Consider the following 20,834-nt stretch of genomic DNA (forward strand, 5'->3'; position numbering starts at 1 on the left):
ACTTGAAAAGATAGTCCGTGCGGAATCAACCCAGAACGGATCACCTTCACCATGTTGCGGGATAAGCGCGTTCGCAATGTTTTCAAAATCAGGGGCATCCTTAGCATCACACCAGACATCCCAATTGGCGCAGCGTTCATCGAAGGGGTTGAGTAAGGTATCTTGGCTAGGGTCAAAGAACTTACTGGTAAAGGTGCAGCCTTTATCATAAATAATGGCTTTATCCCCACGTTTACGTATCCAGCGCAGGAGTTTACGAAGCATGACGGATTTACCTGCCCCTGTGGTGCCGTCGATGAGCATATGCTGAACTTCAAACTCACGCTTAAACAAGGCCAGCCCATCCACTTTGAAATCAGAAATCCGTCCGTTGCCTACACCCTGTCTTTTGAGTTTCTTTGCCCGTTTTTTCAAATCATTTGTGAGCACTTTGGGTTCGGCGTATTGAAAGCCTCGAACGTGGAAATCTTCACTTTGCTTTTCGCCTTGTCGTTTAAAGAAACTCATGGCGAGCATCAAAATAGCGAAGGCAATACCGATGGCAATTAAGAAGTTGATTTGTATTTGGTGTATCACGTTATCGTAAAGGTCGATGAGTTGGGTGTTTTCCAGTTGGGAGGCGAGCGTACCAACGTAGCGTTTCCCGCTCCAGAACGTCGTGACTTCGCTGTTAAGATTGTGCCCAAAGCTGGCATAGATATGATTGCGCCAGTAGTAGAACACAGACCAAAAGGCGTTATCGGGCGCGCGTAGCCAGGTTAGAACACCAGTGAGTGCTATCACCGACCAAATGGCGGCGTAGACTAAGGTGTTGTTGACTTGAAAGAACATCCGAATGGAGTGAAAAGTAATTTGTCCGCCACGGGTAAAGTGGTTGCCGGACGCGCGTTTAGGTCTAGGCATAGTGGTTCCTTGAGAGTTAAATGCAGTGCTTTTTTAGGTAATTACCTGCGTATGCAGATGAGCTGGCCAACAATTGAACGGTTGTTGGCTAATGGTATTGCGGTGTAGGGCTCTGATATGAAAAAAATTTACGCATGCCGAAGGTAAGTCACGGATGTTCACCTCTCCGACGGGGTGGGGGGCTAGAGCCCCGACATGCTGGCAAAACTTGGGTGGTTTATTTCCTTGCGCTGATAATCCTCACGGTCTCGAACGTGGTCAGCGTTATGCTCGAAACCTTCAAAGCAATCCTGATTACTCTTTTTAAGAAGAAAAGCGAAATTGGTCTCTGTGTAATAGAGATGGTGAGCTTTATGTTGATGATGGGCATCACCGGACAGGGATTGGTCGAGTGTTTTTAGAAACGAATGGCTTTGAGCTTATGATTAAAAATGTCCTCGTTGCTTATTGCGCTGGACAGTTATCCATCGTATTCGTATTTTCCCGCGTCGGCTGATTTCAAGGCGATTTCATGGTAAATTTGTCAGAATGATAACGTTCCTTAATGACCTTCAACTTCTATGAATGACCAACTAACCCCAATCAACAAAGACCATTTAAAAAAACTTATCCGAGCAGAACTGGAACCGACATGGTTTGATAAACAATCAGTTAGCCCTGATATGTCTTGGGTGACTCCTGCTGTGTTTGAAATATTGTTTACTGAGTTGATAACTCATACGCGCGGTAATCAGTCTAAGGCTGCTAGGGTTTTAGGGATTAACAGAGGTAATTTCACCAAAAAGTTAAATCAGATCACAACTCGTGAATTTGGATAGGATGAGAGCTTATAAGTAGGTATCCGCCTATTGGTACCCTAACGAGGGTGCAGAGATTAACCAACCCCCATGACCTCTCAAGAAATCAATGGCAGTTGCTCTAATTTTCGCTTCAAGGAGCACTGGCGGTAATCTACTCCAATTGCAAAGTAACCATCATTGGGCTCTTTTAGAAGTCAACGAATATACCCGCCTCTTAGTGTCGCGATAAGTTTTATAATTGGCGCTTTTTACTTCAATTTGAAAACAATTATCGGCATTTTTAGGTGATTTCGATCTATTTGGTACCATGAGCATAAACTCAACCGACGAAGGTTTTAGACAGGTTACGCCCCAACTTTGTGGATAACTGCTTTAATTTGTTATAAAAAAATAATGTTAGGTTGGAATTTAACGAAGCAAGCAAAACGGAAGGCCAAATTAACCATGGAAAAGATAATTCACTACGATATTCTCAAGGTTAAAGTTAGAAGCGATAAAGAAAGCACTCGACTGACCAGCCAATGGGATCAGGTTCTACAAATCTGTCGTGACAAACCACTCGGAGAGATCGCGAGAGCAAGATTAGCGTTTAACCTTGTCGATTACATCACAAGTGAAGATCTACCTTTTCGCTTATTCATCACACGCGCACCACAAGCTATGGCCACCATAGGCGAGGAAACACGAGTGTATAAAGAGCATCGAGTTATTAATGGTAAACAAAGCGGAATGATTTACGCCAAAAGCGAACAAATGTTACCAAGAGAAATCCACTATACGAATGAGTTTGTGGCAACCCGCTACGTTGCTGGGACAAAAACACCACTCTCTGCCACCTCCCTCGTTGATTGCCTCAAGGCTGGAGATGTCATAACACCACTCGATGGCATCTTGTTTTTAGGCTGTAAACGAATCGCCAGTGATATAGCACGTCTTAAAAAAATCGAACCCACCATGAACATCGAAATGAAACGTATCGAAGTATCAGACAACTTCACAGGCACAACAAGAAAGATGGCAAGTTACGAATGAATAACGAGGCGTAAACGATTGCCGCATGCTTTAACATGACAGATATAACTGAAACTAATCTTCGGACAATTCCGAGTTATGAATCATAGAACACTCTGACCTTTCGAATTACTTCTAATATTATAATCATTCAGCTAGCCTACATCTGGCTGACCAATTCCTCTCATACACTACATATTGAAGTACTATGATTAAAGATAGTTAAGCATGCGTTGATAGACCTTGAACTAGGCCGCCTACGAGCACTAAGTCCAACGATAATGTGACACTCTCTTTCTTTCGAATATTTCGAATATTTCGAATATTTCGAATGTTGACTTTTTTCGAATATTTCGGATAATGTCATGGTGAGAAGATTTGTATACCATGACATCAGAAACTAAAAACTAGAGAGAAACACGATGAATACTGCTACAAAATTGCCAAGCGCTGAAGAAATGGCACTGGCTAAGCTTGGTAGCCAAGAGTTGTCAGCCGTTATAGAAATTAATGGTGAAGCTCAAAGGATTAACGTTGTCGATAAGTCTGGTAAGACTCACGAAGTAACTATTCCAGCAAGCGCATTAAATATGATGATCGAGATGCTTACTCAATTAGGTCAAGGCAACTCTGTTAGCATCACACCTATTCATGCGGAACTCACAACGCAAGAAGGTGCTGAGATGCTAAACATGTCTCGTCCTACTTTCATTAAGCTTCTTGATTCAGGTGATATTCCGTTTAGCCGTACTGGCAACCGTAGAAAGGTAGCTTATACTGATCTTATGGAGTACAAGAACTGCCTAGAAGAGAACAGACTAGCTGCTCTTGCTGAACTATCTGCATTAGACCAAGAAATGGATATGGGATATTAATGGCGTCATATACGGTAATTCTAGACGCATGTGTAATGTACCCAGCTCCACTCCGAAGCTACCTAATGTACTTGGCCAATACTGGCCTGTTTAGAGCGCGATGGACAGAACAGATACATGATGAATGGACTCGAAATCTACTGAAAAATAGGCCAGAGCTAAATGCAGAACAACTGCAAAGAACTCGACAGTTAATGAACGCAAATGTTCCAGACTGCTTGATTGAAGGGTATGAGTCTTTAATTGATGGCCTTACTTTACCCGATGTTGATGATAGACATGTTGTAGCTGCCGCCATTAAAGGTCAGGCTGAGTCTATCATTACGTTCAACCTAAAAGACTTTCCTTCTTGCGAACTCGAGCCTTTAGGTCTAACAGCAATACATCCAGACGAGTTCCTGTGCGATATGTTCGAATTGGACAGTAGCGCATGCGTTAAGGCTGCTCAGCAACAAAGAGCTTCATTAAAAAGGCCACCAATGAGCCAAGATGAGTTCTTAGCTTGCTTACAAAAGCAGAGACTCCCAAGCTTCATCTCACACTTAAAGAGCTTCAAATTGATGCTTTAACTTTGAATTAGTAGATTTTAAACTAGGCCGCTGATTGCGGCCTTTTTGTATACACTCATTCGCGTCTGAAATGTGTTTACTATTTAGCTGTACTCTCCCCGATATTTAAGAGAGCATCATTCGATGTTCTCTTATCTTTTTAACACTTTTGGCATATAAGAAAAAGTACGGTGATTTCAGTAGCGTGATCTGCTACTGAGTAATTACGTTAACGCAGAAAAGGGCACTTTCGAGTTAGAAAGTGCCATAGGTAAAAATTCAGCCTGTGAAGGTTTTGGACAGAAATGAGTTTCGGAGAACCAAGTATTAGCAAATCACGAATTAGCATAAGTATGGAAAGTCACTAAGCTCCCTGTCCAGTATTAATGGTGCACATCAGTTGCCAAACGGGTCTTCGATTTGACACATAAAAAGCCTATTTTCAATTGCCATTGGGCCTCTATACAGTTTTGCACCAAGCTCTTCAAAATGATCCAGTGCTTTATCCAAGTTGTTTACCGACCAATATAAAACTGTCCCACATTTACACGAGCCTACTTTTTCGTCTGCTTGTACTATCTCAAGAGAAAAACCGTTCAAATTGAGCATGGTAAAGTCGAAACTAGGATGATAAACAGATACAGCTGTAGGAAAGGCTTTTTGATACTAATCGATGCCCAATGCGACATTTTGAACATGAATAAGAATCGCTGTTGGAATCATAGTCTCCCTCCTACTACTTAACAGTCACTAGTATGGTGTGCCGTTCTTTCTAGAGGGAGTCCATTCACCAGAACTTTCAACAACCCATTTGAAATCATCATCTGGATAATGGGCTTCGTCTTTTGCAACTCGGCTCCCTATAACTATAAATTTAGCTTGTTCGCTACTACGGTTTATTAAATGATGTCCATTTTCGACCCTAGCAGGGAAGCCAATACACATTCCTGCAAATAATGTCTGCTCACCGTCATCACTGACTAAACATAGCTCACCATCGAGTACATAAAGAAACTCATCTGACCTTGTGTGCCAATGGCGAAGAGCCGACTGCGCATTCGGTTCTAATACTTCCAGATTCACACCGAACTGAGTGAGCCCAAAAGAATCACCTAAACTTCTGCATTCAGATTGACCAAGGCGAGATTTAAATGGCTCTGGAAATGGGTTAAACGTATCACCTTTTATGCTTAAAGCTTGTTTCGCTTTCGTCATTAATTGCCCCTGTGCATAACGCTTTTCAGTCGGGATATAGTCATTTACTTCTGTCCATCTTGCTCAATCTTTTTAAGCAACTCAAGTCATATATTATGGTTATGTGATTTTTGTACGCACACGAGTGATGGGTTACGAAAAAAACACCTGCACTCTAGGGTTGTTAGTTAGCATATGTATTACAAAATCAACTCACCATTAATTAGTCAATCATCGGTCGTGATACACTTTGGGGCAGATCTGAGCTAGTTGGCACTTTTTGAGAAAAGTGCCACGAGTAAAACTTCAGGTCTATGAAGCCTCTGGACAAAAGTTTGTCAGCGACTTTACTAAATTAGCAATTAATGAATAACTGCAAGTATGGCAAACGGCTTAAATTCAGGAAGTCCAGTATTGTTGATGTAGGTTAGATCGCACAATTTACTTATATAGAGGCATCGGGCTTGTTCAACAATCGGATTAAGCGCTGGCTTCGCAGCGTTAAATTCTTATTTGTTATGCTGCTATCGTATCCGCCCCATGAACCCACGGGGCGACTTGTCAGTGTTTGAAGTTCCAAGGTAAGAGTGCGTCGATATCAGGCTCAGCTTTCGCTAATTCTTTCATGCACTTGACCATGTAGTCGTAGAGGATAAGGCCGTTGGCTTTCGCGGTCTCGATGATGCTGTAAAGCATCGCGCTCGCATCAGCACCGTTTGGTGTGTTAGAGAATAGCCAGTTCTTCCTGCCAATAACCAGCGGTTTAATTGCGCGTTCAGCGCGATTATTATCGATAGATAAGTGACCATCGTCGATATAACGAATGAGCTTTGACCACTGCCCGAGCGTGTATTTTATCGCTTTGCCCAGTGGGCTAGAGCCAATCACCTTCTGGGTTGTCATCCATTGGTAAAGCTCATCCAGTATCGGTTTGGCAAGTGCTTGACGCTCTGCTTTTCGCTCTTCGGCAGGCGCACCTTTTAAGCGCGATTCTATCCCGTAGAGTTTTTGGATTTTAGCCAGCGCCTTATCAGCCTTGCCCGACTTACCTTTCCCTTGAAGCTTCTTCGCGTCCATGAACTTGCGACGAGCATGCGCTAAGCACCCCACATTGGTGACTTGATGAAGTCCATCATAGGCCGCGTAGCCATCGGTTTGTAGATAACCGTTGTAGTCACCTAAAAAGGCAATAGGGCACGCCCTCGCACGACTGTTTTGATAGTCGTACAAGGCGATATTTTTCACATTTGGCAGTGCCGCTTCGGGCGAGTCAGCGCCTGAGCAGTAAAGCCACATATAACACTTCTTCTCTTCTTTGAGCACATTGAGCGGCGTTTCATCCGCTTGAACCACCACTTGCTGAAGTAGGTGCTCTTTCAAGGCTGCATACAGCGGGGAGAACTTCTCGCTGACTTGGATGACCCACCTTGCCATGGTGGTGCGTGATAGCTCGATACCCGACTGGGTAAACAGAGATTCTTGGCGATAAAGCGGCATCGCGTATTGGTATTTGCCTAGAATGATGTTGGCCAGCAAGCTTTCTGTGGCGAAGCTTTTAGGGATGAGACTCTGAGGGGATGGCTTCTGAACGATACGGCTGCTATCACCTGTTTTCTCGCACTGGCGGCAAGCGTACTTAGGGCGAACATATTCCAACACCTTGAGTACCGCAGGTGTGAACTCTAGCTTCTCGCTGCGGTCTTCCCCGATTTTATGCAGGCTATGATTACAACAAGAACACTGCTTTTCATTGTCGTCTAAATCGAGTTCGATAACCTCACGAGGCAAGGTATTAGGCAGAGGTTTACGTTTACCGCGCTTTTTCGTTGTGGTCGTCGTTGTCACCTCAACCTCGTCTTCTTTAACGGCTTCACATTCCGCTTCGTTGAAGAGGTCACCTTGTGATTCATCGTAAGGCTTTAATGCCTCCGAGCGTTTCGCGAACTGGCGATCGAAGGCGAGTTTGAGTTGTTCAAGCAGCGATTGACGCTCTTGTTTCCATTGCGATTCCTTCTGCTCTTGCGAGAGCATCAGGGCTTTCACCATCGCTTGTAGCTCGGCAACATCTTGGCTTTCTGGGTTGATATTTGGCGTCTTTTTCATGGCATTGATTATACTAAAATCGTGCCGTTAACGCTTGGTCAATAAGGCTTTATTCTCGATTAACTCATTGTAAAATCGTTTATTTTGATGGGTTCATGACCGATAATTGTGAAGCCAGAAAGCAGTCTATCAAGCTCAAATTGAGTGAGGGTAAACACCTGATTTTTCTCTTTTGAAGGCCACTTATACTTGGCTTTTTCAAGGCGTTTATACCAGAGGGCGAAGCCTGTTTTATCCCAGTACAGCACCTTAATCTTATCGCGCTGTTTATTGGTGAACAGAAATAGAGCACCGCTGCCAAGAGGTAGGTCCGTATCATTTTCGACAATCGCTGCAAGACCGTTGATGGACTTTCTAAAATCGACGCTTTCACGATAAAGGTAAATCTCTGGCGCGCTGAGCATACCTTTCATGACAACGCTCCAATGAGTTCAGCAAGATAGGCCGCTGGCGTACCTTGAGGAATGCTCAGCTCCACATCATTGATGAGAAGTGTCATGTTAGCCGTAGCTATCTGGGCCTGATACTTGGTTGTCTTTTCGACGATTTCGGCTCTAACAAATCCGACAGATCCCGATTGGTTTGCTGTTTGGAGTTGACGCCGTTTGGCAAAGAACGTGGATAAACTCAGTCCATGCTCTTCACAAAAAGCGCGTTGGGTAACACTGCTGCTTTCATATTGCTCAAACAGTGATTGCCATTCTAGGTTGGTGCGTCGTTTTGCCATTTCAACTCTCCTTTGGGTTGGAGAGATGATCTTATTCTTCGTGCCGGTTAATTAGAATGCGGGGTTCATGACGCGCTTACAATTCAGGTCTATGAAGCCTCTGGACAAAAACACGTTAGAGTATGGATTATGACGTACCAAATTTGGATTAGAAAAAGTATCTTAAAGCTATAGTCGTTTGTTAGTTGTTTTAAAGTACAAGAGGCTGTACATTCCAGCCGCTATGATGACCTTCTCTATAACAGTCATATATAAAAAGGTCGCCCCTAGTTCCAGCAGGCAATGTAATCTTAGGTATGTAATACGTTGAAAAATCGCTATTAATCAGGTTAATACTAAAATGCTGATTAATTAAAGAAGAAAGTGTGTTGTTGTCATTAAATAAGCTAAATGGACCGTATTTAGCACAAAACATAGCTACGTTCGCAGCAATAGCATCCATTACATTCTCAAGTGTAGCCGCATTGAATGAAGTACCACGGTCATGCTTAGTCTTATTATACGCGTCGTACCATGACAGTGATCTTGTAGGATTAGATGCTGTCCAGTTTAAAAACGGTTGAAATTTCCTCAAGCCACTATAATTTTTAAAAGCTATTTCAAATTCATTCAAGCATGCTTTGGGTAGCAATTTAACGTAGTCATTAGTAGTAAACATCCGACCATTTGCTGGCGGTATGTTGGCTTTCTTGAACAATGAAGTCCAAGAGTTTTCAACCTCAGTACATGCTAAGATTAAAAGCTCTCTACTTTTGTGACCATAGGAATTTAAACCATTTGCATCAGGTTCTACGTATAACAGTATGTCGTCTAGCTTCTCTATAAGTACTCTTAGCGCTTGCTCAGCAGACCTTTTTTCAAAAAGGTCAATATCGAGAGCTTTTTCAATATCCTGATAGTAGTACAACGATGGGCGCCATACTCCTTGAGTTGAATTCCCAACAGGTAGAGACAGACTTTTTATATCCTGAGCACCAAATACTTTAGTAACCCATTCTTCTAAAGTACCTGACTTCGCTTCAATAGCTGTAAGTCCAACAGAAATTACATTTAGACCCTCGTCCTTGCCATACAGATGAACAAAGTGAGTTTCTGTTTCATACGCGTATCCAATTGGCTGCTTTTCATGCAAATTATTTACCCAATTGGGTATATTCGTACATGTATTTCTGTAGTAAATACCGTTCATTATATCCTCTTTTGTAAATTGATAATTGACGCCCGATTCAGTTAGCCCTTCCTGTTATAGCCTCGTATATAGTTACAAATCAGATCGTTTCGTTTATTACCAACAGGAATGTTACTCATTTGACTAAGGTATGGTTCATACAAGCCCACAATTTCTACAACGTCCCCTTCGTTTACATTAAACTCGTAGGCATCTCCCTTTTTAAGGGTAAGATCGTGGACTAACGCGTTACCGTTTACACTCAAACACTTAATAGTTGTAATCTCGTCTTCAATTTCAGCTATGACTAACCGACTGACTGAGCTTGGGACAACAAAAAGGTCTTCCCCAACGTTAGACACACAAGATGCTAGCAGTTCTCTTTCATAAACGATCTTATCAGCTTTTATACAAAATAAATGCGGACACGAACCAATCTGCCACCCTACGTTCAGAGTAAATGTATTTGTTGGCTCAAAACATCTGATGTCTGTTGAAAATGAACGCCCACCTTTTTGATAGTTTAAGCGTTTTACATTCCACTGCTCACCGTAAACGAAAAACGTTTGATCTTCTTCAAGCTTTATAGACTCTTCAAATACTTCATAGACTTTTTCACCATAGCTATCTTCGTGATGTTGAACAATTTTTTTGCGTGATAACGGTGTCAAAGGTGGTACTAAAATGCTAACAGGAATAACAACGCATTTGCCTGGTTCCAGCATAATTTTTGGTAGCGTTAACACTTTCTTCTGCTCTGGATTTAACTTGAAATCATAGAATTCATTTTTATTATTAAAATCAATTAACAAAGAATCTAAATCAACGAGTTTATTCGAGTTGTTTTTAATAGATAGAAACAGCACCCATAGTTTTCTTACAACAAGCTCTTCTTGAAACTCGACGTCCCAGCATTCATTTGGATAGGCTCCAGCATAGCCAAGTTGACCAGAAAAACTACTATTAATCATCAACTTGGTGATTGAGTCTTTAGCATAAAGAAACTTTTTATCATTCTCGTCTAATTCTCTAACAAGACTAAAGTAAGCATGTTTAGCCTGAGCTTTGTTTGGCTTTGATGCATGTGGATATAAACTCTTGTACTTTTCCTCACTACCAAAATCTTCGGTAGTAAAATGACTTGTACATCGATGTTTGTCAGGATGAGAAGAAATAATACTATTAATTGTATCTAAAACATCATTATTTAATAACATTGCTTTATCTTCAGGAAAATTTGTTAAATCCCCTGAGCACAACTCTTTCAAATGATCAAAGTCTTCACAAATATAGTAGTTAACTGAAAAATCGTGATCTAGAGATTCTTCATACATATAAACCTCATGTTCTTGTTTTCTCACCAACCTCAATAGATAAACCGACATTGAAACTAATGCTAAACCGATAAGTGCCAAAGTGCTATTTGTGGCTTCACCTGCTTCAATATTGATTACAAAACCATCAGTTATTAATTGAAATTTTACTAAGACACTCAAGATACTGGGAGTAAGCAATCCAAGCCCAGCTGTAAGCAGAAGTAGGATGAACTTATTGTGAAACTTGGGATTGATTATCGAGTTTAATTTAGTCAGTAAAATTTGACTGATTTGTTCTTTTAGTTTCAAGAAAACCTCTATTAATTAATATGCAGCTGTCGAAGAAAGGCTAACAATTTATTAGATCACCAAAGTGGGGTGATTAAACATCCCACTTTGGGATTTTTCATGTATTTAACGAACACTACTTTCTAACATAACTTTATGTTTTTATGAGGATATCATGGTTCACGCTAAAAGCAGTAACAAGAAAATGCGTTAAAATGGGGCATTTCCATACACTTCACGTTTGGCATTAGGAAATCTATGGGAAGCTCTCAATGTAAGAGTGAGTGGGTTTAGTTTCGTCAACAAGAAACGGGGCAAAGACGTGTTTGCCGAGATCGGCGTCAGCACGTCTTTGGACAGAACCACGTTACCTTGGCTACGCAACGCTTAATCCTTATCTGTTAAGCAATTTTTGTTCGCTGTATAAATGACGACACTTCCGGAGCCAATTTATGGTAAAACGACGCAACTTGTTCTAAGTACCATGCAACAAATTTACTGTCGATTTCAATATAGGAACCTAAGCTGCCTTTAACTAAGCCTTTCCATTGAGCCTTCTGCTTTTCAAACCTATCGGTCACTTTGCCGTTGTTATGAATAATCTGATTCCGTAACTTATAGGCGACAATCATTGCATCGGCTTCTTCTTTGCAGCCAGCAAGACTAAGGTGAGCATTGGTTTTTAGGTAGAGTAGGCACTTCTCTACCTTCGATAGTCTCCCCTTCTCAAGTAACTTTAGAGGCTGACCTTTATGTGATGCTAGTAGTTCACATAGCTCATATAAGGAATTTTCGACAAAGCTCGAAATAGTAATTACTACACTATGCTTGTGTATCCACTCACTCTTCACTATGTCTTCGTAGTAAACCATTCCATAGGTCTCGCCTAACTCTTGATACCGATCTTCGCAGGTAGTTTCTGCCAACGATTTCTCAAGTTCGCTGTCTAAGCGGTTTGCTTTCGACTCCCAGTGAGAATCTATTGATTGGGAAAATCGTCTAATGCGATTAACTTCATTTTGACTCTGATGACAATAGCAAGCCAAGCCGCTTTTAAATGCATCCATCACATATCTCCAGCTAATTTCCTAACGCTTTATCGACGGTTTTTTTCCTAATTATATGCAACCAATCATAACGTTAATCATACTCACGCTCAATCTAATGCCCGTATTGCCTAGAGCCTAGGATGTGAACTTCAGAAATTTCCGAAAGTTTCCGTATAACTCCGGCGGATTCTGAGCAATACGATTTTTAGCCTACATACGCCCAAAATAAGCTCGGTCTGACTCTCTTTCATCGGATTAGATTTGATAGGGAAAGCGCACGCCCCCCAAATTACGTAGAGCATTTGAGCTAACAAGTTTTGGGGCATTTCTGAGGTAGAATGTACCACGGGTAAAAATTCAGCCTGTGAAGGTTTTGGACAGAAATGAGTTTCGGATAACCAGGTATTAGCAAATCACGAATTAGCATAAGTATGGAAAGTCACTAAGCTCCCTGTCCAGTATTAATGGTGCACATCACTCTGATACAGCGATTGAAACTGCCTTGATGATTAAAGGAGTATTCTCATTACCATTACGTGCTCTTCAAGGCTTTATTGATTCTATCTTTGAGCTATTGGATGTTCCACTGACGTCCCCTGACTACATCTGTATCAGCAAACGCTCGAAGACAGTTCAGGTCAAATATCGCAATAAATCCAAAGGAGCTATTCGCCATATAGCCATTGACTCGACTGGTCTCAAAGTTTTTGGCGAGGGTGAATGGAAAGTGAAAAAGCACGGCGCCGAAAAACGCAGAACTTGGCGTAAACTGCACTTAGCTGTTGATGTAGAAACTCATGAGGCCATTAGTGCAGAAGTCAGTCTTGTAAGTGTTGGCGATAACGAAGTGCTGCCAACATTACTCAACCCTTTACGTAGAAAGATCCATACAGTATCTGCTGATGGAGCATATGACACAAAAAGTTGCCATGAGACTCTGAAAAATAAGGGCTGTACTCCGTTGATACCACCTCGAAAGAATGCGGCTCTTTGGGAAGATGGGCATCCCAGAAATGAAGCTGTAGAGGCTCTTAAAAACGGAACAATAACGGAGTGGAAATCTGAGTCTGGTTACCACTATCGCTCAATATCTGAGACCGCAATGTCTCGATATAAAGGACTAACCAGCGGTAAATTGAGCTTGAGATGTTACAACGCTCAAGTGGGAGAAATCATGGCGAATGTCAAAGCTATAAACAAAGTCATAGGACTAGGTATGCCTGTTAGAAGCTAACGATTAGTCAAATATGGCGTCGTTGAACCTCAAGCTGATTTGATCAACAACGCCCTTCACCATTATTCAGTTTTATTCTAGTTTTCATCCTGCACACCTTTAGGGTTCTAATTTATTTAATTAATCCATACACTTAAAGCGCCAAATAAACTTAGGGCAGAAGCCTAGCAATCGTTTTTAGACATACTACCCATGTTAATTCTTTGATTAGGAACGAAGAAAAAAACGATAGCCACCCTACGTGACTAGGGCGGTTGTGACACCGACTTTGTTAAGCACCTGTTTTACCATAGCAACCTCCTCTCTAAATAAATGGTTAAGCTCGTTTAGATTGAAAAATATGCTAGGATTCAAATCCACATTGTGTAATGCCCTAAGTTTACTTTGTAGGCTGCTTTAACACATAACGCCTGCATAACACGTTTGCTACGATACAGACTTAGTTGAATTTTAACGCCTTAATCACTGAAACTAAAGGCAAACTGACAACGCCGAGTGTAGCAAATCGTGTTGATGCATTTGTTATGCGATATCTCACAGATTTGTTGATTCTAAAATATATTGTCGGTTATTTTCATTATAGACATCAACAACTTCATGGTTTTCTGTTTTAGACGAAAAATCACAAATTTCAATTCGTTTGTCGATAAACTCAGAAATACGACCGCATTCAGCTTTTAATACATTCAATGCATCTTCATGGTATAGATATTCTTCCGACTCCCAAACTTGATAATATTCTTGAGCATCACGAACACACAATATTAAGACTGCTTTTGAATATTGTGCTTCAACACCTTCGACCATTGTTGTATTATCACCAGCTAAAACATACCCTACGATCTTAAATGCATCTCTAAATTTTGGATGAGATTCAATTCTTTTTTCTATCGAAAAATATTTTTTAAGCCAATTGATAAACATAACACCTCCATTTTGCATAACATTTTAATATCGTGCCAGCACGAGTTCATACATTCAGAATATCTCAAGTATTGTACCTAACCAACTAAAAAATATGCATATAGTATGACATGATTCTGATTTTCTAGTTGAAAACCGTGCAAACACACATTGCTTCCTATTCGAGGCACGTTATCAATCAAGAACTTCCATTTTGTTCTATACTATTCAATCGCTTAGAAATACTTGAATAGCATATTCGTACGTAACTGTGATTGAAGGTCAGTCTGTAGTGGGTTAGAAGTTTTGGCGACATAATTAGAGATTTAGGCATGAGGAAAAGTAAGGCAAGTTGCTGGGTTTGAAACTGACTTCAATCCCTATCTGACTCACTTTGGGGCATTTCTGAGGTAGAATGTACCACGGGTAAAAATTCAGCCTGTGAAGGTTTTGGACAGAAAAGCGTTAGTGGTTTGAGTATTATGTCGATCTCATCAATTAGGAAAAGTTAATTTAATTGACCGTGAACTATCTCAGAAGCTGCTGTTTTGTACTTTCGAGGCAATAACAGAGTTAAATAGATATCTTTATTTTATTGTTTGATTTTTGGCTGCTGATGCAGCCAAAAATTCGTATTACATATTGATAGCAGGAAGGCTCTTGTGCGTTATATGTCTATTTGTTTCTATTTTTCTTTTTCGAAATTTTAATCATTGACTTACGATTACTTTTAGCCTTAGGTTTAGATTTGATTTTCGGTGTTGAGCCGAACATCTTTTTCTCCTGTCTTTGGTATTCTGTTACGTCTACCTCATAATTTATCAACGTAAATGCAGTTTCGTTGTTCGCAACCCCCCAATAACCTGATGCTTTCCTTGAAGAAATGTATGGCGTTAGTTGAATTGGGTTATTTAAATGATTGATGATGTCTTCGGCACAAACAGTAGAACCTTTCCATTGCTTATATTTTGATGTGCTTTTTTTCTTCTGCTCATGTCCATTGGTCATTACCAAATTTATTTCTGAGCTTTTTAATAACCTTGAGAAGGATGAGTAATCTGTTACATAAACACCATTAATTTTACCTTTCCAACTGAAAGGCATGCAATTGAAGATAACTGGGATAATTTCATACTCTGATATATCAATACCGAGCTTATCTTGTAGTACTTCTGGATATGTTGCTAGAGCATTCTTTAGTCTTAACACTTGCTCAATTGTTTCAAAAAGATATACCTTGTTCCGAAAAGCTTTTACTGGGTTGTACCATGATAGAGATCTATTTTTGCATTCGAGAATAAATAGTTTATTATCTAATGTAAATACTGCATCATACTCATATTCGTCAAGTTCACGCTTAAACTTAAAACTATTGCAGTTACCAATACCATCTTTGAGAAAATCAACAACGTCAGATTCAAAATTGACCCCTTTATCACTTAACTCTATTTCTAAAGATGAAAATCTAGATAATATAACATTAGGAACACTAAAATTAAGGCAACTATAGTAAGCAAAATAATAATCATTATTTTCCAGCTTAATCAGAGGGCAATCATATAAGTCTTGTGAACTTTGAGAGAAGGTGACCAAATCAATAAACACTTCACTTTTATTTCTTGAAATTCCTTTTGCATCAAAATAATTTATAATTTCTTCGCGAGATAAAATATTATTAATACTTTTTCTACTTACCTGCACCGATAGCCACTGAAAAATAAAATATGATCTTATCCACTCAGAAAGAGTTAATTCATTATATGTTTTTTTATCTAAAAAGATATCTACGCAAAAAACATCTCCTAAAGTTATACAGGCTAACACTTCATTTTCGTTTAAAAATATACGATCAGAAAGTTTACCAACTACATCATGACTAGATGTCACTTTACTTCTTATTTCTTTATTTGATAAAATGTCAAGGTAATATTGAAGGGATTTTTTCTTAAGTCGTTCCATTGATATTGAGTCGAAAAGTTCATATTCCGACTCTTCTCTTTCATAGTGATAAGTTTGTTTGAACCCACGTTTTCTTGCATCAGCCTGAACATCATCACCTTGTAACCAGAGCACATCACCACCGAACAATATACTTCTTTGACAAACATCCTCCAACTGCTTCCATGAACGAGCAAAAAGTTCTATAGATCCTGCTTGGAATATACTTTCTTCAGTCACACCTTCTTGTAAAGGTAGTATTATTTTTCCATTATCAAAAATCTTGAATTTATAACCTAATAACAATAGAGTGATTGATAAATATTTAATCAAATTTTCTGATTCTGCATCAGCAGAAAAAGAATCACCATTGCCGTTCTCAATAATCGTGTAAGGAGATAACATCTTTGTTTTTGGCTTTTTACAAAGGAAAGCATCTATATTTTTATTAATTAAGTCAAACCCTTCTTCAACACGCTTCAAATGCGACCATACTTGTGCGCTTATTGATCTTTCACTTATATCACATTCATCGATAATCTTCGATATATTATCAAATAACTCTTCTGAAGTTTTAATTACCTTTACTTTGGAAGTAATGACCTCTTTAACTTTACTATCTAACTCGGAAGTTAATAAAATTAAATTCTCTATAAATTTATCACGCTCTTTTCGTATCTTTCTATTTCTGATCTGCAATATATCAGGGCGTGTAAGTGTAGATTTAATGATATTAGTTATAGATTCAATATCATTGCTATTTTCTTTCAAATATTCCGAAAACTTTCCCAGCTTAAACTCATTTAACTCTTTCAACATAATAACTAATCTATTTCTTTGTAATTAAATTACATTTTGATTTATGGATTCGCTCAACATGTTCAATACATATAATACGCTATCGCCATCACGTTGACAGTCTCTTCATGCATGGGGTCATGATAATCAATCATCATTATTTATGAAAGAAGTTGAATTTGGTTGGTGTTTGGCTTCCGTCACATTAGCTGAATTTAGGCAAGAAGGAATGAGTTGTTTCGTTAAGATCAGATTGCCAAACTAACTTAGGGGCATTTTCGAGCTAGAAAATGCCACGCGTGAAAATTCAGGTTGTGATGTTTTTGGACAATTCCGTGTTACGACGAGATAGAAAGCCTTCTATTTCAGATAACTTTTTCTATTCCAAATCACGCGAGTCGCCTACAAATAGCTGACAAATCTCATTAACCCACTACAGAACAATCACTACTACGACTGAAATACTTTGCGTGCGAGAATAGCAAGAGAATCCCCATCTTCGAATTCGCTAAAAACCTTTGATTCAACAACGTTAAACTCCTGCCCCATTGCTTCTTTCATCTTGGCTAAACTTCTCGGATGAAACAATAGACCATGAGTTGTTTCAGGTGCTTGAATTTTTTGCCAGACTAGATGGAAAACGAAACCTCCAGGTAAAAGCAGCTCAGCTTGACGGCGGAAAGATTGGCGCAATTCGGTATCACTTAAATGATGCATTACTTTATTGGAATATACTGCATTATACCTAGCTTCTGTTTCAATTTTTACAGCATCAAGTATTAAGCTAAGTACATCTGGTAGCCGTTTATTGAGAATATTCACGAAAGCTGGTGAATAATCAGAGCCTGTAACTCGAAATTTCTGAGCGAGAATTTCAAGATCATTACCAGGCCCCGAGCCTAACTCTAAAACAGAATCCTCAGGAGAAAGAACCTTTGAGAGCATATGCAATTGCTCAGCAGCATTATATCCATCACACATTTCAGTATATGCCTTCGCATTGTTAACATCGTGATAATAATTCATGCAGACCCCGTCGTTTAAATCATTGTAACTCATATAATTTCCTACAATTTTCTGTATTACTAACTTGCTCTTTTAAACAAATATGCAAATGGTGATTTTGTGTATGGGATCGCACGACCAGATGCTAATATATTTTCTCGTGTCATGATTTCAGGCCTCTTGGGCTTCATATAATCCTTAAGATTTTCGTCGTTGACCTCATACATTCCATTGTCTCGAAGAACGACAGCAATCAACTTAAATCTTGGATCTAAAGCCGCTAAAGCTGCATCTCCGTGGCTAGCGTTAACAAGTAAGATTCCACCTATTCTTAAAAGCTCTCCGCACGGTTCTGAAATAAAGCCTGCATAAAGAGATATTAGTAAGTCGAATTCAACTTCGTTTAACTCCAGTGAGCGATAGTCACCATGGATAAACTGTATATTTGGGTCTGAGTTCCCTTTATGCTCGAAAACTATCTGTTTAACAGTGCATTCATCAGCAAAAAAATTTGAAGCACGTTTATCAAGATCCACATATGTGACATCGTTAAAAACGAATGATGGTGAAATGTCCACATAACTACCAGGATAGAGTACTTTTCGAGGAGTCATAAAAGCACCGATCGCCTTAAACAGCTCCCAGCGATCACCTTTGTGCTTATCCTGCTCCTCCCACAAAGCTAAAGTCTTAGTCATTATTTCTTTCCTCTAGTTCTGTAAGCCAAAAATATTACGACCTGAATCTCTTTTTATTGTTTAAGCTACTAGGATTGTGTGTGGTTAATATATACAAAGACCCTGCGTTGTTTGAGTGCACAGATTGAGATAGTATCGGCTGATATTAAGATCTTGTAAAAGAACTGTAGGTTGTTATCCATGCTTCCAAAAACACCATTGCCACCCTGCTATGTAATCCACGAGCAAGGCGTAAACAGTGAAAGCTCAACCGTGTCAGTAAATCCAGACTATGGTTTGCTCTTTACTACAAAAGGCTCATTTAAAATGGAGCAAAGCTACACTACTCAATCTGTTACTGGCAGCATTACGATTGTCCCCTACGGAGTACCATATCGTTCTGTCGCGGGTTGTAATTTAGACTATTGGCTACTTGGTTTCTCTGCTGAAAGCTATGGTTTGAACGAAATGCAAGAGATAATGCGCCCCTTCGCAGAGGTTCGTTCAGGAGGTGCTCCTGTGGCTCATTTAGATGTTCCAGCTCAACAACGTATAACTTCTTGGTTTGAAGCCTTAAAACAAGAAACCAATATTGAAACAACGATGAGTAATGATGTTCAACGGAGCCTGATTGTATTGATATTAGCAGAAGTCGTTCGTGCGACGACTGTAATAGACAATAAGATCACAAAGTCGCCATTAGTCGGAAAGGCATTACACTATATTCAAAAATACAGTCTTACTCCTATATCCTTAAGTGACGTTGCGTCTGCTGTGGGTCGCACATCTCCCCATGTCGCATCAGTTGTAAAGTCAGAAACAGGTTTTACGGTCGGTATGTGGATCACTTCAGCGCGCCTAGCCAAAGCAGCGCAGCTTCTACAGTACTCAAATATGTCGGTTGAACAGATTACTACGAAAATTGGGTGGCAAGACACAACTCATTTCATCAGGCAGTTCAAAACGTTCTATGGCACAACACCTTCAAAATGGCGTAATAAGCTAAGAGACAAAAGTGAGCATTGAACATGAGTTGTATACTTCATTTAAATAACAAGGAGGTTCGTCTTCAATGACCTTGATTCTTTGTAGCATAAGAAAAGTAGGTCAAACGTCAGGTTAGCGAAGAGTTCCCTGAATGCTTCGTAACTTGTTTCGGGGCAGAAATGAGCTAGAGCTACTACTCTAATTATTCATTAGAACAAATAGCAGCGTACCAATACGATCGCTACCATTTTAAGAGGATACTTTATTGGGCTGCATAGGGTTAAAGGAACGTTTTTGTGCCCAAGCAGCGGCCAATGAATACCTAGTTTAGAATAAAGACATTTAACCCGTTCCTACTCTCTCGTACTGGCCTTATACCTGAAATTACATTCACTCTCGATGGATATCCTGTGCCGAGATTAATATTTCCAGCCGTTAAATTGTAACGATTTAGGGATAGGGCTGTAGCAAGGGTATTCGGTTTGTAAGCCGTAGTTAATAATCATTGAAATATCAACGCCGAAGGACCCTGCATAGTTTGCTCGTCTGAACTTCTGCGGATCGTTTTTGGCGGTTTTCTCAAGTACCATCCAGATCATATCTTCAAGGAACTCAGGGTGGCGCCTTGGATCGAGTGCCATTGTATCGCGCATACAGAACCAGCTTCCTCCGCCTAGCTGTTTTTGATTATAGGCATTGTCAAAATACGCAGTATGCAAACCTTGCAAGTAAGCGTTTAAGCGTATGGACTCCACGGTGTCCGTCTCGTCAATGTGCTGCAAGAAGTAGGGCAGTTTGGTGATGTCTGCCATTGCTCTAGGGGCGCTAGATAATTTGGGGTTTTCGTACTGCTCGTGTATCTCACTCAGCAGTTGAGTGAGCTCAGGAGAGTGGGGTTGAGCTTGCACGCTCGCACAGGTAAGCAGCAGTAATGGTAAGACTGTTTTCATGGTCATTCTCCCTTTAGATACCTGATCATAATACCAGTATTTAGGCGGTGCATAAAGTTCTTTTTTATGCACCTAGTTAAGTATTATTCTTTCGAATTTTGTGTGTATCTTGGCACCGCAGGATAGGCTTGGTCGGAGGTGACGTATTCCGTCCTTTCGGGTCTAGTGATCTCCTTTTCTACCTGCGAATTGACGGTCATTTCAATCATCGGCTCAGGTTTGAGGATGGGTTTCTGCGCCTCCTCTTGCTGAAGTTTTACCTCATCGGTTACCCCATCAAAGCGCGCTTGATTAAAGAGTCCGCCCGTTTCATTGTTGTGCAGCATAGCCGTGCGGGCAGCAGCCACGGTATCGACGGTA

General features: G+C 40.1%; 19 protein-coding genes and 2 pseudogenes. 6 read left to right on the forward strand and 15 right to left on the reverse strand.

The annotated features are described in order from the left end of the window. Positions 1–903: type IV secretion system DNA-binding domain-containing protein (locus AB4496_RS01650; RefSeq protein WP_372130521.1), on the reverse strand; the 903-nt coding region annotated here is incomplete at its 3' end. 560 nt (positions 904–1,463) lie between these two features. Here AB4496_RS01650 and AB4496_RS01655 point away from each other — a divergent pair. The 4 genes from AB4496_RS01655 (at position 1,464) to AB4496_RS01670 (ending at position 4,158) form a co-directional block, all read left to right on the forward strand. Further along, entirely contained in the window at positions 1,464–1,721 is a 258-nt protein-coding gene (locus AB4496_RS01655; protein ID WP_016800114.1) for a helix-turn-helix domain-containing protein, read from the forward strand. Positions 1,722–2,147: 426 nt separating this feature from the next. Continuing rightward, entirely contained in the window at positions 2,148–2,735 is a 588-nt protein-coding gene (locus AB4496_RS01660) for a hypothetical protein (protein WP_229648121.1), read from the forward strand. Positions 2,736–3,136: 401 nt separating this feature from the next. Continuing rightward, positions 3,137–3,589 carry a helix-turn-helix domain-containing protein gene (locus AB4496_RS01665; RefSeq protein WP_017098630.1) on the forward strand — a complete coding sequence of 151 codons (453 nt, stop codon included), beginning with the start codon at positions 3,137–3,139 and terminating at the stop codon, positions 3,587–3,589. Further along, entirely contained in the window at positions 3,589–4,158 is a 570-nt protein-coding gene (locus AB4496_RS01670) for a PIN domain-containing protein (protein ID WP_017098631.1), read from the forward strand. The genes AB4496_RS01665 and AB4496_RS01670 overlap by 1 nt, the downstream gene beginning before the upstream one ends. Positions 4,159–4,533: 375 nt before the next feature. Here AB4496_RS01670 and AB4496_RS01675 read toward each other — a convergent pair. From AB4496_RS01675 to AB4496_RS01710, 8 genes and pseudogenes are all read right to left on the reverse strand, one after another. Then, positions 4,534–4,860 (reverse strand): annotated as a pseudogene (locus tag AB4496_RS01675) (glyoxalase/bleomycin resistance/dioxygenase family protein). Positions 4,861–4,887: 27 nt separating this feature from the next. Then, on the reverse strand, positions 4,888–5,352 hold the full coding sequence (locus AB4496_RS01680) for a cupin domain-containing protein (protein WP_102257497.1): 465 nt from the start codon (positions 5,350–5,352) through the stop codon (positions 4,888–4,890). A gap of 540 nt (positions 5,353–5,892) precedes the next feature. Continuing rightward, positions 5,893–7,434, reverse strand: a complete 1,542-nt coding sequence (gene tnpC / locus AB4496_RS01685) for an IS66 family transposase (RefSeq protein ID WP_102258481.1) — start codon at positions 7,432–7,434, stop codon at positions 5,893–5,895. 59 nt (positions 7,435–7,493) lie between these two features. Continuing rightward, a complete protein-coding gene (gene tnpB / locus AB4496_RS01690) occupies positions 7,494–7,847 on the reverse strand; it encodes an IS66 family insertion sequence element accessory protein TnpB (RefSeq protein ID WP_102258482.1) in 354 nt (117 codons plus the stop codon). Beyond that, positions 7,844–8,161: an IS66 family insertion sequence element accessory protein TnpA gene (gene tnpA, locus AB4496_RS01695; RefSeq protein ID WP_102258483.1), complete on the reverse strand. Its 318-nt coding sequence runs from the start codon at positions 8,159–8,161 to the stop codon at positions 7,844–7,846. Before tnpA ends, tnpB begins: the two co-directional genes overlap by 4 nt. 190 nt (positions 8,162–8,351) lie before the next feature. After that, entirely contained in the window at positions 8,352–9,350 is a 999-nt protein-coding gene (locus AB4496_RS01700) for a hypothetical protein (RefSeq protein ID WP_102258453.1), read from the reverse strand. 41 nt (positions 9,351–9,391) lie between these two features. Further along, on the reverse strand, positions 9,392–10,954 hold the full coding sequence (locus tag AB4496_RS01705) for a hypothetical protein (RefSeq protein WP_102258454.1): 1,563 nt from the start codon (positions 10,952–10,954) through the stop codon (positions 9,392–9,394). Positions 10,955–11,334: 380 nt separating this feature from the next. Beyond that, a complete protein-coding gene (locus AB4496_RS01710) occupies positions 11,335–12,000 on the reverse strand; it encodes a hypothetical protein (RefSeq protein ID WP_017103494.1) in 666 nt (221 codons plus the stop codon). Between the two features lie 448 nt (positions 12,001–12,448). Here AB4496_RS01710 and AB4496_RS01715 point away from each other — a divergent pair. Beyond that, positions 12,449–13,216: pseudogene (locus AB4496_RS01715) on the forward strand (IS5 family transposase); the annotation flags it as partial. A 534-nt stretch (positions 13,217–13,750) separates the two neighbouring features. Here AB4496_RS01715 and AB4496_RS01720 read toward each other — a convergent pair. From AB4496_RS01720 to AB4496_RS01735, 4 genes are all read right to left on the reverse strand, one after another. Further along, positions 13,751–14,140 carry a hypothetical protein gene (locus AB4496_RS01720; RefSeq protein WP_102258456.1) on the reverse strand — a complete coding sequence of 130 codons (390 nt, stop codon included), beginning with the start codon at positions 14,138–14,140 and terminating at the stop codon, positions 13,751–13,753. A 654-nt stretch (positions 14,141–14,794) separates the two neighbouring features. Further along, positions 14,795–16,876 (reverse strand): hypothetical protein, encoded by a 2,082-nt coding sequence (locus AB4496_RS01725; RefSeq protein ID WP_102258457.1) that lies wholly within the window; start codon positions 16,874–16,876, stop codon positions 14,795–14,797. Positions 16,877–17,305: 429 nt separating this feature from the next. Beyond that, positions 17,306–17,914 (reverse strand): trans-aconitate 2-methyltransferase, encoded by a 609-nt coding sequence (locus tag AB4496_RS01730; RefSeq protein ID WP_017041545.1) that lies wholly within the window; start codon positions 17,912–17,914, stop codon positions 17,306–17,308. A gap of 26 nt (positions 17,915–17,940) precedes the next feature. Beyond that, the gene (locus AB4496_RS01735; protein WP_102258275.1) at positions 17,941–18,558 is read right to left on the reverse strand and encodes a hypothetical protein; all 618 of its coding nucleotides are present in this window, start codon (positions 18,556–18,558) and stop codon (positions 17,941–17,943) included. 180 nt (positions 18,559–18,738) lie between these two features. Between AB4496_RS01735 and AB4496_RS01740 the strand changes: the two genes are divergently transcribed. After that, on the forward strand, positions 18,739–19,563 hold the full coding sequence (locus AB4496_RS01740) for an AraC family transcriptional regulator (RefSeq protein ID WP_102258276.1): 825 nt from the start codon (positions 18,739–18,741) through the stop codon (positions 19,561–19,563). Positions 19,564–19,943: 380 nt separating this feature from the next. Here the strand turns inward: AB4496_RS01740 and AB4496_RS01745 are convergent, their stop codons facing one another. Together AB4496_RS01745 and AB4496_RS01750 are read right to left on the reverse strand one after the other, a co-directional pair. Continuing rightward, the gene (locus AB4496_RS01745; RefSeq protein ID WP_102258301.1) at positions 19,944–20,474 is read right to left on the reverse strand and encodes a hypothetical protein; all 531 of its coding nucleotides are present in this window, start codon (positions 20,472–20,474) and stop codon (positions 19,944–19,946) included. An 83-nt stretch (positions 20,475–20,557) separates the two neighbouring features. Further along, a partial coding sequence (locus AB4496_RS01750; RefSeq protein ID WP_137002676.1) for a hypothetical protein occupies positions 20,558–20,834 on the reverse strand: 277 nt, incomplete at its 5' end.

The organism is Vibrio sp. 10N.222.46.A1 (assembly GCF_041473595.1).
Lineage (GTDB): Bacteria > Pseudomonadota > Gammaproteobacteria > Enterobacterales > Vibrionaceae > Vibrio > Vibrio tasmaniensis_A.